Source organism: Streptomyces djakartensis (genome assembly GCF_014651075.1).
In the GTDB taxonomy this organism is placed as follows: Bacteria; Actinomycetota; Actinomycetes; order Streptomycetales; family Streptomycetaceae; genus Streptomyces; species Streptomyces djakartensis.
Window position 1 is genome coordinate 106,815 of sequence record NZ_BMWE01000013.1, and the last position, 13,971, is coordinate 120,785.

The following is a 13,971-nucleotide window of genomic DNA, read 5'->3' on the forward strand; positions in this document are numbered from 1 at the left end:
CCCGTCCGCAACCGTCGCGCGCCGCTGAACCAGATCACGCCCCCGGGCCACGCCCCACTTCGAACTCCCCGCAGAGGACCTGACATGAAGACCATTCCCTACTGGATAGAAACCGCTGGGGCGTTCCCCGACCGTTCCGGCAAACCACTTGCCGAGGACGCCGACCTGGTGGTCGTCGGTGCCGGACTGACCGGCCTGTCCACCGCTCTCCACTCCGCCCGCAAGGGCGCCCGCGTCACCCTCGTCGAGAAGGGCCAGATCGGCTCCGGTGCCTCGGCACGCAACGGCGGTATGGCGAACCTGGGCTTCACCATCGGTGTCCGCCAGGCCATCCGCCGCTACGGACTCGAACGGGCCCGCGAGATCTACAACTCCTACGGCGAGGCCGTGGACACCGTCGAGCGGCTCGTGAAGGAGGAGTCCATCGACTGCCAGTTCCGGCGCGTGGGACGCCTCGGCGTCGCCTCCCGCCCCGCGCACTTCGAGAACAAGAAGGCCCAGCAGCGCGACCTGGCCAGGTACTTCGGACACGAGACCACGCTGATCGGCAAGTCGGAGCTGCGTTCCGAGATCGGATCCGGCGCCTACCACGGTGGCCTGCTCGACCCGTTCAGCGCCGCCCTGCACGTGGGCCGCTTCGTGCGCGGCATGGCCGAGGCGTGCGAGCGTTCCGGCGTCGAGATCCACGAGCGCAACGCGGCCACCGGCGTGCGGCGCAACGCCGCCGGCCGTTTCGAGGTCAGCACCGAGCGCGGTGTGATCCGGGCCGGGCAGGTCATGATGGCCACCGACGCCTACACCGACAAGAACTTCCCGTGGCTGCGCCGCCAGCAGGTCTGCCTGGGCAGCTTCATCATCGTGACCGAGCCGCTCGGCGAGGAACTCGCCCGGGACATCATCCCCAAGGCGCGCCTCATCGTCGACTCCAACAAGGTCTGCCACTATTTCCGGCTCACCCCGGACAACCGGCTGCTGTTCGGCGGCCGTGCCCGCTTCGCGCCGTCCGACCCCACCTCGGACAAGAAGAGCGGACAGGTCCTGTTCCGTGAGATGTGCGAGATCTTCCCCCAGCTCGCCCGGACGAAGGTCGAGTACGTGTGGGGCGGCTCCGTCGGCTTCGCGATGGACCGCATCGTGCACGCCGGGCAGACCGAGGACGGCGTGTACTACTCGATGGGGTACGCGGGCCACGGCGTGCAGATGGCCACCCACATGGGACAGGTCATGGCCGAGGTGATGGACGGCCGCCCCGAGGTCAGCCCGGTCCGTGACATCGCTCCGCCCCGCATCCCCCTCTACAACGGCACCGCCTGGTTCCTGCCCTTCGCGGGCGCCTACTACAAGACGCTGGACCGCATCCGCTGACCGGTCGGCAGTACCTTCACGCATCCGAGGAGAAACCAAGATGACTGTCGTCCACGACGTTCCCAAGCAGCTGTTCATCGGTGGTGGCTGGCGGGACGCGGAGTCCGGCCGGACTCTGTCCGTCGACGATCCGGCCACCGGCGAGGAGCTGTGCCGGGTCGCCGACGCCTCTCCGGCCGACGGCCGGCGCGCCGTCGAGGCGGCGGTCGCCGCTCAGGCCGACTGGGCCGCCACACCGCCCCGCGTGCGCAGTGAGATCCTTCGCCGTGCCTACGACATCATCATCGCGCGCACCGAGGAGCTCGCGCTGCTGATGACGCTGGAGATGGGCAAGCCCCTGGCCGAGGCGCGTGCCGAGGTCGCCTACGGCGCCGAGTTCTTCCGCTGGTTCTCCGAGGAAGCCGTCCGGATCGACGGCGGTTCGATGACCTCCCCCGACGGCAGGAACCGCCTGCTGGTCACCCGCCAGCCCGTCGGCCCCTGCCTGCTCATCACACCCTGGAACTTCCCCCTGGCCATGGGGACCCGCAAGATCGGCCCCGCCATCGCCGCCGGCTGCACCATGGTCCTCAAGCCCGCCCCCCAGACCCCCCTGACCTCCCTGGCCCTGGCGGAGATCCTCACCGAAGCGGGTCTGCCGGCCGGTGTGCTGAACGTCGTGCCCACCACGGACGCCGCCGGGGTCGTCGAACCCCTCCTGCGCGGCGGGCAGATCCGCAAGCTCTCCTTCACCGGCTCCACCCAGGTCGGCCGGATCCTGCTCGCCCAGTGCGCCGACACCGTCATCCGCACCTCCATGGAACTCGGCGGCAACGCCCCCCTGATCGTCTTCGGCGACGCCGACCTCGACGTCGCCGTCGAGGGCACGATGGTCGCCAAGATGCGCAACATGGGCGAGTCCTGCTGCGCCGCCAACCGCATCTACGTCCACACCTCCGTCGCCGGGGAGTTCGCCACCCGGCTCGCCGCCCGGATGGCCGCCCTGACCGTCGGCCCCGGCACCGAACCCGGCACCGACGTCGGCCCCCTCATCGACATCGCCGGCCGCAGCAAGGCACACGACGTCGTGCGGGACGCCGTCAAACGCGGAGCCACGGTCCTCACCGGCGGGGAACTTCCCGAAGGCCCCGGCTGCTTCTACCCGCCCACCGTCCTCACCGGCATCACCCCCGACGCCGCCATCAACGACACCGAAGTCTTCGGCCCCGTCGCCGCCATCCTCACCTTCGACGACGAGGACGAAGCCGTCGCCGCCGCCAACGACACCGAATTCGGCCTGGCCGCCTACCTGTTCACCCAGAACCTCGACCGCGCCCTGCGCGTCGCCGAGCGCCTCGAAAGCGGCATGATCGGCATCAACACCGGCCTCGTCTCCAACCCCGCCGCCCCCTTCGGCGGCGTGAAGCAGTCCGGCCTCGGCCGCGAAGGCGGGCGCGTCGGCATCAGCGAGTTCCTCGAGTACAAGTACCTCGCCATTCCCACCGGAGCCTGACATGCCCGACCGACTCGTCGTGCTGTACCGGGGCAACCGGCCACCCGCCACAGCACTCATCGAGCGGCTCGCGGACACCGTCTACGCGACCGAGGAGGAGCTGCCCTACCTCCTCCCCGGCGCGGACGCCCTCCTGGCCTGGGTCACCATCACCCCCGCCGTCCGCGAAGCCTGGCCCGACAACCCCGAAAAGGCCCCCCGCTGGGTCCACGCCTCCTCCGCCGGCGTCGACTCCCTCCTCTTCCCCGCCCTCGTCGAGGATCCGGGCGTCATCCTCACCAACGCCCGGGGCGTCTACGACCAGCCGACCGCCGAGTACGTCCTCGGACTGATCCTCGCGCTCGCCAAGGACTTCCCGGGCACCTGGGAGCACCAGCAACGGCGCGAGTGGCGTCCACGGCCCAGTGACAACATCACGGGACGTACCGCGCTGGTCTGGGGCACGGGGCCCATCGGCCGCGCCATCGCACGGCTGCTGGACGCCGCCGGAATGCGGGTCCGCGGCGCCGGCCGCACGGCCCGCACCGACGACCCCGACTTCGGCACCGTCCACGGTCCGGCCACACTGCGCCCGGCCCTGACGGAAGCGGACTACGTCGTCCTGGCCGCGCCCCTCACCAAGGACACCCGGGGCATGGTCGACGCGTCCGTGCTGGCCGCGATGAAGCCGGGGGCCCGGCTGATCAACGTCGGCCGGGGCGGACTCGTCGACGAGGAGGCGCTCGTCGACCACCTCGCCGCCGGCCGGCTCGCCGGCGCGGCCCTGGACGTCTTCGGTCAGGAGCCCCTGCCGGCCGGATCGCCCCTGTGGGACATGCCCGGTGTGATGATCTCCCCGCACACGGCGGGCGAGACCACCAGCGAACGGGAGGCACTCATCGAGGTGTTCCTCGACAACCTCACCCGCCACATCGAAGGCCGCCCCCTGCGCAACGTCGTCGACAAGCGTCGCGGGTACGTGGTCGAGGAGACCTACTCCGTCTGAAGGGCGCCCGTACGGGCGCACATCAGCGCGGCCACCCGCGACCGTGACCCGCGAAGGCACCCGGCATCAGCGTCAGCGAGACGGACAGAGCGGACCCCACCTGCGGCATGACCGGTTCGCCGGAGACCCACGACTACGAGGGCGACAAATCTCAGCTACTGGACGTTTCGTCGACGTCCCTGGGTGTCGACCGGTGGTCCGCTCTGTGCCATGGTGGGCGCCGGGCGGAGGTGAGAGGCATGACCGGCGCGGACCCCGGGCTCTTCGGCCCGAGCTCGGTGACCTGGCAGCTGCACGGCGACCCCATGATGTGGATCGCCGGCATCCGGGCGCTCTACCTCCAGGCTCTGCACCCGCGCGCGGTACGGGGTGTCCTGCAGAATTCCGACTTCCGGCGCGACGCCTGGGGCCGCCTGATGCGCACCGCGGACTTCGTCGGCACCACGACGTACGGCACCACCGAGGCCGCGGAGCGGATGGGTGCCCGGGTCCGGAAGATCCACAGCATGCTGACGGCGACCGACCCGGACACCGGCGAGCGCTACGGCGTGGGCGAACCCGGCCTGCTGCTGTGGGTGCACTGCGCCGAGATCGACTCCTACCTGGACGTCCTGCGCAGGTCCGGCCTCCCCCTCACCGACGCGGCGGCCGACCGCTACATCGGCGAACACCGGCAGAGCGCACGACTGGTGGGCCTCGACCCCGGCGCCGTACCCGGCGACCGGGCCGGACTCGCCGCGTACTTCGAGGAGGCGCGCCCGCACCTGGCCGCCGGAACCGAGGCACGCGAGGTGGACGATTTCCTGCTCCGCCCGCCGACGCACCCGCTCCTGGTACCGGCGCGCGAGGTGCTGTGGCGGCGCGTGGCGCAACTGGCGTACGCCTCTCTGCCGCCGTACGCCCACGAGCTGTACGGCAGACCGGCCCCCGCGCCCGCCACCGTCACGCGGCAACTGCGCCTCACCGGCTTCCTGTTGCGCCGCGTTCCCGCACGTCTGCGCTGGCAGCTCCCGCCGAAACACATCCTGCGCGCCATGGCGAGGCTCGGCCCGGACGCCCGCCCCGCACCGTACAAACTCGGACGACAGGGCGCCATACTGGGTCAGCCATGAGGAGGGGCGGGCGAACAGCTACCGGGGGGAGCGTCGCACGACATGGGGGACAGCAGACTCATCCACGGCCGGTACCGGCTGCTGGACCTGATCGGGCGCGGCGGCATGGGCGAGGTGTGGCGCGCACGGGACGAGTCCCTGGGCCGGCACGTCGCCGTCAAGTGCCTGAAGCCGCCGAGTCCGCACCACGACCACGCCTTCACCCGTGTGCTGCGGGAGCGGTTCCGCCGTGAGGCCCGGGTGGCCGCCGCGCTCCAGCACCGGGGCATCACCGTCGTCCACGACTTCGGCGAGTCCGACGGTGTCCTGTACCTCGTCATGGAACTGCTGGACGGCCGCAACCTCAGCCAGCTCCTGGAGGACAACGGGCACGATCCCCTGCCGCTCGCGGACGTGGTCGAGATCGCCGAGCAGGTCGCCGCCGCCCTCGCCTACTGTCACGAGCAGGGCATCGTCCACCGCGACCTGAAGCCCGCCAACATCGTGCGGATCAGCGACGGCACGGTGAAGATCTGCGACTTCGGCATCGCCCGCCTCGGCCACGACATCGGCTTCACGTCCCGGCTGACCGGCACCGGCATCACCATGGGCACCCCGCACTACATGTCCCCGGAACAGATCAGCGGCACCGAGGTCGACCAGCGCAGTGACCTCTACTCGTTCGGCTGCGTGCTCTACGAGATCGCCACCGGCGCACCGCCGTTCGACCTCGACGACGCCTGGGCGGTCCTCATCGGCCACCGCGACACCCCGCCCCGCCCGCCGCGCGAGCACCGGCCCGAACTGCCCGAGTACCTCGAGCGGATCGTCCTGGACCTGCTCGCCAAGGAACCCGGACGACGTCCCGGCGACGCCCGCGAGCTGGCCCGCCGGATCAGCGCGCACCGGGCCGCGCCTGCGTACGTGCCGACCGTCCCGGCGGTCCGGCACGCCCCGCAGGTCATGGCGCACGAGGGACGTCTGCCGTCCTGGACCCGCGGTATGACGACCGGTCACAAGGCGGCCGGGGCCGGGTCGCTCACCGGTCCGCCGGACCCGGGCGCCGGACTGTCCGGCGAGTGGATCGCCCGGCCTCCCGCCGGCCCCGTCCAGGACCCCGTTCCCGAAGTCCGGCCCGCACCGTCACCGCAGGTCCTGACCGCCCTGGCCGGGCGGCACAACGCGGGCCTGAGCCTGGGCCGCCTCGGCCGCTGGGCCGAGGCGGGGGAGGTGCACCGGGCGGTCGCCGCCGAGCGCGGGCACCTCCTCGGACCCGATCACCCCGACACCCTCGCCAGCCGCTACGAGGTCGCCTTCGCCCTCAGCCGTACCGGCCGCGCCCAGGACGCCCTGCGCGAGTACAAGCACGTCGCCGAGGCGAGGATCCGCACGCTCGGCGCCGACCATCCCGACACCCTGGCCGCACGGCAGGAGATGGCGTACGTGCTCGGACGGCTGGGCCGTCCCTTCGACGCCCACCGGGTGTACACGTCGGTGCTCACCGCCCGTGAACGCGTCATGGGCGCCGATCACCCCGACACCCTGCGCTGCCGGCACAACCTCGCCTTCAACCTCAGCCGCCTCGGCCGTCTGGAGGACTCCCACCGCATGGCCCGCGAGGTGGCCGCCGCCCGTGCCCGGGTGCTCGGACCCGACCACCCGGACACTCTCGTCACCCGCTTCGAGGTCGCCTACGCGCTCGGCCGGCTGGGCCGCTGGGCCGAGGCCCTGGAGACCTACCGCGAGGTCGCCGAGGCCCGCGCCCATGCCCTCGGACCCGACCACCCCGACACCTTCGCCGCCCGGCACGAGATCGGCATCAGCCTGGGCCGCCTGGGCCGCAGCGCGGAGGCCCTGGACGTCTACGACGACCTGACCGAGGACCGTACCCGCGTCCAGGGCCCCCGCCACCCCGAGACACTGCGCGCCCGCCACGGCCGCTGCGTCAACCTGGGGCGGCTGGGCCGCTGGGAGGAGGCCCTGGCCGAGTCCCGCGAGGTGAGCGAGATCCGCGAGCGGGCCCTCGGCTCCGACCATCCGGACACCCTGGTCAGCCGTCGCGAGGTCGCCGTCGGCCTGGGCTGGCTGGGCCGCTGGGCCGAGGCGCTCACCGCGTACCGGCAGGTGGCCGCCGCTCGCGAAGACCTCCTCGGCGCCGATCACCCCGACACCCTCGCCAGCCGCGACGACGAGGCGCACTGCCTCCAGCGACTGGGCCGCAACACCGAGGCGGCGGCGCTCTACCGCAGAGTGGCCGACCTGCGCCAGCAGCGCGCGTAGCAGGCGCCGCGCGGCCGGTGGGCGCGCCGGTGGCGGGTTCCCGCGAGGGTGGGGGTGAGGTGCCGGTGGGGCGGGTGCGCTGGGCTTCGTCGGTAGGGCGCGCCGGTGGTGATCGTGTGGAGGCTGCCGACGGGGCGAGCGCCTGGCCGCCGTCTGTCCGAGCGGGATCACCCCGTGCTACGAAGAACCATGACCGCACCCGAGGGACCCCGCGCACACCGGACGTACGACGCCGTCATCGTCGGCGGCGGCCACAACGGCCTGGTCGCCGCCGCCTACCTGGCCCGGGCCGGGCGCTCCGTGCTGCTCCTGGAGCGGCTGGACCACACCGGCGGCGCGGCGGTGTCCACCCGGCCCTTCGCCGGGGTCGACGCCCGGCTGTCCCGCTACTCCTACCTGGTCAGCCTGCTGCCGAAGAAGATCGTCCGGGAGCTCGGTCTGGACTTCCGGGTCCGCACCCGGACCGTCTCCTCCTACACCCCGGCCGAACGCGACGGCCGGCCCACCGGGCTCCTCGTCGGCGGCGGTGAACGGCGGACCAGGGAGGCCTTCGCCCGGCTCACCGGCTCCGACCGCGAGTACCGGGCCTGGCAGGAGTTCTACGGCATGACCGGCCGCGTGGCCCAGCGGATCTTCCCGACCCTCACGGAGCCCCTGCCCACCCGCGAGGAACTGCGTCGCCGCCTCGACGACAAGGAGGCCTGGCGGACGCTGTTCGAGGAGCCGATCGGGGTCGCCGTCGAGGAGCGCTTCGCCGACGACCTGGTGCGCGGCGTCGTCCTCACCGACGCGCTCATCGGCACCTTCGCCGACGCCCACGACCCGGCCCTGAAGCAGAACCGCTGCTTCCTCTACCACGTGATCGGCGGCGGCACCGGCGACTGGGACGTGCCGGTCGGAGGCATGGGTGCCCTCACCGACGCGCTGGCCGACGCGGCGCGAGCGGCGGGCGCCGTCATCGCCACCGGCCACGAGGCGCTGCGTGTCGTCACGGACGGCCGGACGGCAGAGGTCACCTACCGCACGGCCGACGGCGAGGGCACCGTCGCAGCCCGGCACGTCCTGGTGAACGCCTCACCGCAGGCCCTGGCGGAACTGACCGGCGACACGCCCCCGGAGCCCGCCGAGGGCGCCCAGCTGAAGGTGAACATGCTGCTGGAGCGACTGCCCCGGCTGCGCGACAGCGCCGTCGACCCGCGCGAGGCGTTCGCCGGCACCTTCCACATCGCCGAGGGCTACGAGCAACTGGCCGCCGCCCACGCCCAGGCCGCCGCCGGTGAACTGCCCGCGGCGCCGCCCTCCGAGATCTACTGCCACTCGCTCACCGACCCGACCATCCTCGGCCCCGGCCTGGCCGAGCGCGGCTACCAGACACTCACCCTCTTCGGCCTGCACACCCCGGCCCGCCTCTTCGAGCGTGACAACGACGCCGTACGCGAGGACCTCCTCAAGTCGGTACTCGCCCAGCTCGACGCCCACCTGGCCGAACCCCTCGCCGACTGCCTGGCCACCGACGCGGACGGACGGCCCTGCATCGAGGCGAAGACGCCGCTCGACCTGGAGCGGGACCTCGGGCTGCCCGGGGGCAACATCTTCCACCGTGAGCTGAGCTGGCCCCACGCCCAGGACGGAACCGGCCGCTGGGGTGTGGAGACCCGGCACCCGAACGTGCTGCTCTGCGGGGCCGGTGCGGTGCGCGGCGGCGGTGTGAGCGGGGTGCCGGGGCACAACGCGGCGATGGCCGTGCTGGAAAGCGGAACCGGCTGAATCACACCCCCCTGGCAGGGGCACTCCGGCAGAAGGAACAAATCCGCACAAGCCGGTCGCCCCGCGCGGACGGCCGCACCACCCCCACGGGAGGCTCTCATGGCCGAGCTCAGCCCGACCGACCTCCAGAAGGCCCTCAAGGGCATGGACTACCCCACGGACAGGCGGCACCTGGTGGAGCGTGCCCGCAGCAATCACGCCGACGAGAAGGTCGTCAGCACCCTCGACCACCTGAAGGAGGATCGTTTCGACGGACCGAACGAGGTGCAGAAGGCCGTCTTCAACCAGTGACCCGACCGCCTCAGTCGGCCGACGGGGTCCACCCCACCGCCTCGACCCGCGACGCGTCCGCCGGGCGCGTCCCGTCGAACAGGACACCGTCGGCCGTGGTCACACGCAGCCCGTCCACGTAGCAGCCGCGGCCCACGTACCGCTGGTCCGTGGCGTACCGCCAGCGCAGGGTGAGCCCGCGCTCGGCGGGGAGTCCGGCCGTGAGCAGGTGCCAGACGCGGCCCGACCAGCCGGTGACCGAACCCGACGGGTGCTGCCGGGGTTCCTCGTCCGGGCGGGACGTGGTGAAGGGCACCGGGCGCCAGGCCGCGCCGCCGTCCGTCGTCGCCTCAAGGACCAGGGCGTCGGCCTTCGGCTCGGTGTCCCACCACAGCGCGCACCGCAGCCGCGCCCCGCCGGACGAGGTGTCGAGCGCGGGCAGCGTGAGCGTCGCCACCGCGGAGACGGCCATCCCGGAGAACCAGGCGGTGCGTCCCCGTACCGGCCGCACCGGCACGGCGCGTGCCAGATGGTTCGCCGCCGCGACCCTGGGAGCGGACCCGGAACGCCAACTTCGCACCGGGTGCACGGAGTTCCCGAGAAGCACGAGAAACGAGTCGGTCGTCGGGTCGAGCACCAGGGAGGTCCCCGTGAAACCCGTGTGGCCGGCGCTGCGCGGCGTGGCCATGGCGCCCATGTACCAGTGCTGGTAGAGCTCGAAGCCGAGCCCGTGCTCGTCACCGGGGAACGCGGTGTTGAAGTCGGTGAACATCAGCTCCACCGACTCGGGCGCCATGACGCGGGTCCGGCCGTAGACACCGCCGTTGAGCAGCGTCCGGCCGAGGACCGCGAGGTCCCACGCGTCGGAGAACACGCCCGCGTGCCCCGCCACCCCGCCCAGGCTGAAGGCGTTCTCGTCGTGAACTTGGCCCCACACCAGCCCCCGGTCGAGACCGGACCACGGTGGGCGCGCGTCCTCCGTGGCCGCGATCTCCGGGCGCCAGGAGGCGGGCGGGTTGTAGCGGGTGCGGCGCAGGCCGAGCGGCTCGGTGATCTCGTCCCGCAGCAGGGCGTCCAGGGTGCGGCCCGTGATCCGCTCCAGCACCAGCTGGAGCGAGATGAGGTTCAGGTCCGAGTACAGATACGCCGTGCCCGGCGCGCTGACCGGCTTCTCGTCCCAGACGAGCTGGAGCTTCTCCTCGTAGGTCGGCGCGCTGTACAGCGGGATCCAGGCGCGCAAGCCCGAGGTGTGGGTGAGGAGCTGACGGACCGTGATGTCCTGCTTGCCCGCGCGCGCGAAGTCCGGCAGGTACGAGGCGACCGTCGCCTCCAGCCGCAGCTTGCCCCGCTCCATCTGCTGCACGGCGAGGAGCGAGGTGAACAGCTTCGACACCGAAGCCAGGTCGAAGACGGTGTCCTCGGCCATCGGGATCTGCTCGTCCGCCGGGAACTCGACGCCGGTGCCGGTCTTCTCGTCGTAGGCCCGGTAGCGCACCGCCATGCCGATGGCCCGGTGCAGGGCGACGGTGCCGCCCCGTCCGGCGAGCAGCACGGCGCCCGCGTACCAGGGGTGCGTGGGGGAGGGGCCCAGGAAGGCCTGCGCGTCGCTGACCAGTCGGTGCAGATGGGAGCCGAGCAGTCCGGCGCGGGCGGCGGATCCCTTCCGCAGGGTGGGGTGGTGGCCGGCCGGTGCCGGGGCGGCCGCGGCGGGGCCGGCGGGCAACGGCGCGAGAGCGAGCGCACCGCCCAGGGCCATGCCCGCTCCGCACAGTTGACGTCGGGTCAGTTCGCCGCTCGCCGGTCTGTCGGCCACCGCACGCCCCTCCTCCTCGACCGCCCCGCATGTCCCATGAAGTATGTCCGCCGCGCGCCCCCGCACATAGACGGCGCGCACGAACCGGCGAGTCCCGGCTCCTGAATCTGACGATGCATCAGAAAACCCCTTCCGTCCTCCGGAGGACTCGGGCATCCTGCGCCCATGCAGACGGAGCTGAGCCAGCAACTGGGAGTCGAGCACGCCGTCTTCGGCTTCACGCCGTTCCCCGCCGTCGCCGCGGCCATCAGCCGGGCCGGCGGCTTCGGCGTGCTCGGCGCGGTGCGCTACACCGACCCCGACGAGCTCAAACGCGACCTGGACTGGGTCGACGGGCATGCCGACGGCCGTCCGTACGGCCTGGACGTGGTGATGCCGGCGAAGAAGGTGGAGGGCGTCACCGAGGCCGACGTCGAAGCGATGATCCCCGAGGGGCACCGGCAGTTCGTCCGGGACACCCTCGCCAAGCACGGTGTGCCCGAACTCGCCGAGGGTGAGGCGTCCGGCTGGCGCATCACCGGCTGGATGGAGCAGGTCGCCCGCACCCAGCTCGACGTCGCCTTCGACTACCCGATCCGGCTCCTCGCCAACGCCCTCGGCTCTCCCCCCGCCGACGTCGTGGCCCGGGCCCACGACCGCGACGTCCTCGTCGCGGCCCTCGCGGGCAGCGCCCGGCACGCCCGGAAACACAAGGACGCCGGGATCGACATCGTGGTGGCGCAGGGCTACGAGGCCGGCGGCCACACCGGCGAGATCGCCTCCATGGTGCTCACACCCGAGGTCGTCGACGCCGTGGCCCCGCTGCCCGTCCTGGCCGCCGGCGGCATCGGCAGCGGCCGGCAGGTGGCGGCCGCGCTCACCCTCGGGGCTCAAGGGGTGTGGCTGGGATCCATATGGCTGACCACCACGGAAGCGGATCTCCACTCGCCCGCCCTGACCCGCAAACTGCTCGCGGCGGGTTCCGGCGACACCGTGCGCTCCCGTGCGCTGACCGGCAAGCCGGCCCGCCAGCTGCGCACCGAGTGGACGGATGCCTGGGACGACCCGGCAGGGCCCGGCACGCTGCCCATGCCGCTGCAGGGCCTGCTCGTCGCCGAGGCCGTCTCACGCATCCAGAAGTACGAGGTCGAACCCCTGCTCGGCACCCCCGTCGGCCAGATCGTCGGCCGGATGAACAGCGAACGCAGCGTCCGGGCCGTCTTCGACGACCTCACCCGCGGCTTCGAACAGGCCGTGGACCGCATCAACCGCATCGCCGAAGGGAGCGGCCCGTCATGAGCACACCGGTGAGCACACCCCCGGCGGGCTTCTGGGCCCAGGCCGCACTGGATCCCCGACGCGAGGTGCTCGTCGCACCCGACGGCGAGCAGTGGACCGCCGGACGGCTGCACGCCGACGCCAACCGCCTCGTGCACGGCCTGCGCGCGGCCGGGCTGGAACGCGGCGACACCTTCGCGGTGGTCCTGCCCAACGGTGTCGAGTTCCTCACCGCCTATCTCGCCGCCGGCCAGGCCGGGTTCTACCTCGTCCCCGTCAACCACCACCTGGTCGGGCCGGAGATCGCATGGATCGTCTCCGACTCCGGCGCCAAGGTCCTCCTCGCCCACGAGCGCTTCGGCGAAGCGGCACGCGCCGCCGCCGACGAAGCCGGCCTCCCGGCAACCCACCGGTACGCGGTCGGCCCGGTCGAGGGATTCCGCCCGTACACCGAACTACTCGACGGACAACCCGAGTCGGCACCCTCCGACCGCACCCTCGGCTGGGTCATGAACTACACCTCGGGCACCACCGGCCGCCCCCGCGGCATCCGCCGCCCCCTGCCCGGCAAACCACCGGAGGAGGCCTACCTCGGCGGCTTCCTCGGCATCTTCGGCATCCGGCCGTTCGACGACAACGTGCACCTGGTGTGCTCACCGCTCTACCACACGGCCGTCCTCCAGTTCGCGGGCGCGTCCCTGCACATCGGTCACCGCCTGGTCCTGATGGACAAATGGACACCCCAGGAGATGCTCCGTCTCATCGACGCCCACCGCTGCACCCACACCCACATGGTCCCCACCCAGTTCCACCGCCTCCTCGCCCTGCCGGACGAGGTGAAGGACGGCTACGACGTCTCCTCCATGCGGCACGCGATCCACGGCGCTGCCCCGTGCCCCGACCACGTGAAGCGGGCCATGCTCGACTGGTGGGGTCCCTGTGTGGAGGAGTACTACGCGGCCAGCGAGGGCGGTGGTGCCTTCGCCACCGCCGAGGACTGGCTGAAGAAGCCGGGCACCGTCGGCAAGGCCTGGCCCATCAGCGAACTCGCGATCCTCGACGACGACGGCAACCGGCTGCCGCCCGGTGAACTCGGCACCGTCTACATGAAGATGAACACCGGCGGCTTCTCGTACCACAAGGACGAGGCCAAGACCCGCAAGAACCGCGTCGGCGACTTCTTCACCGTCGGCGACCTGGGTCACCTCGACGAGGACGGCTACCTCTTCCTGCGCGACCGGAAGATCGACCTGATCATCTCCGGCGGCGTCAACATCTACCCGGCCGAGATCGAGTCGGCGCTGCTCGCCCACCCCGCCGTCGCGGACGCCGCCGTCTTCGGCATCCCGCACGACGACTGGGGCGAGCAGGTCAAGGCGGTCGTCGAACCGGCCCCCGGGCACCGGCCCGGGCCCGCCCTCGCGGCCGACATCCTCGACCACTGCGCACACCGGCTCGCCGGTTACAAGCGGCCCAGGAGTGTCGACTTCATCGCCGACATGCCCCGCGACCCCAACGGCAAGCTGTACAAGCGGCGACTGCGTGAGCCGTACTGGGAGGGCCGGACCCGGCGGGTGTGAGGGGGCCGCCGCCCCACCGGAAGCGGCGCCCCGTCGTGCCACTTCTCGCCGGAGAACAGCCGGGTCTGATC

General features: G+C 72.2%; 10 protein-coding genes. 9 read left to right on the forward strand and 1 reads right to left on the reverse strand.

Annotation, left to right across the window (positions count from 1 at the left end):
- Positions 1–84 precede the first annotated feature (84 nt).
- From IE212_RS22900 to IE212_RS22930, 7 genes are all read left to right on the forward strand, one after another.
- A complete protein-coding gene (locus IE212_RS22900; RefSeq protein WP_190199785.1) occupies positions 85–1,365 on the forward strand; it encodes an NAD(P)/FAD-dependent oxidoreductase in 1,281 nt (426 codons plus the stop codon).
- A gap of 40 nt (positions 1,366–1,405) precedes the next feature.
- On the forward strand, positions 1,406–2,857 hold the full coding sequence (locus IE212_RS22905) for an NAD-dependent succinate-semialdehyde dehydrogenase (protein ID WP_190199786.1): 1,452 nt from the start codon (positions 1,406–1,408) through the stop codon (positions 2,855–2,857).
- Position 2,858: 1 nt separating this feature from the next.
- Positions 2,859–3,842, forward strand: a complete 984-nt coding sequence (locus IE212_RS22910) for a D-2-hydroxyacid dehydrogenase (protein ID WP_190199787.1) — start codon at positions 2,859–2,861, stop codon at positions 3,840–3,842.
- A 239-nt stretch (positions 3,843–4,081) separates the two neighbouring features.
- Positions 4,082–4,954 carry an oxygenase MpaB family protein gene (locus IE212_RS22915; protein ID WP_190199788.1) on the forward strand — a complete coding sequence of 291 codons (873 nt, stop codon included), beginning with the start codon at positions 4,082–4,084 and terminating at the stop codon, positions 4,952–4,954.
- 42 nt (positions 4,955–4,996) lie between these two features.
- Positions 4,997–7,213: a serine/threonine-protein kinase gene (locus tag IE212_RS22920; protein ID WP_190199789.1), complete on the forward strand. Its 2,217-nt coding sequence runs from the start codon at positions 4,997–4,999 to the stop codon at positions 7,211–7,213.
- 189 nt (positions 7,214–7,402) lie between these two features.
- Entirely contained in the window at positions 7,403–8,980 is a 1,578-nt protein-coding gene (locus IE212_RS22925) for a phytoene desaturase family protein (protein ID WP_190199790.1), read from the forward strand.
- Positions 8,981–9,079: 99 nt separating this feature from the next.
- Entirely contained in the window at positions 9,080–9,271 is a 192-nt protein-coding gene (locus IE212_RS22930; protein WP_190199791.1) for a DUF2795 domain-containing protein, read from the forward strand.
- A 10-nt stretch (positions 9,272–9,281) separates the two neighbouring features.
- Here IE212_RS22930 and IE212_RS22935 read toward each other — a convergent pair whose 3' ends face one another.
- Positions 9,282–11,006, reverse strand: a complete 1,725-nt coding sequence (locus tag IE212_RS22935) for a serine hydrolase domain-containing protein (protein ID WP_190199899.1) — start codon at positions 11,004–11,006, stop codon at positions 9,282–9,284.
- Between the two features lie 222 nt (positions 11,007–11,228).
- Here IE212_RS22935 and IE212_RS22940 point away from each other — a divergent pair, with 222 nt between their 5' ends.
- Complete coding sequence (locus IE212_RS22940) at positions 11,229–12,341, forward strand: nitronate monooxygenase (protein ID WP_190199792.1); 1,113 nt, start codon at positions 11,229–11,231, stop codon at positions 12,339–12,341.
- The gene (locus IE212_RS22945) at positions 12,338–13,900 is read left to right on the forward strand and encodes an acyl-CoA synthetase (RefSeq protein WP_190199793.1); all 1,563 of its coding nucleotides are present in this window, start codon (positions 12,338–12,340) and stop codon (positions 13,898–13,900) included. Before IE212_RS22940 ends, IE212_RS22945 begins: the two co-directional genes overlap by 4 nt.
- The last annotated feature ends 71 nt before the right edge of the window (positions 13,901–13,971 follow it).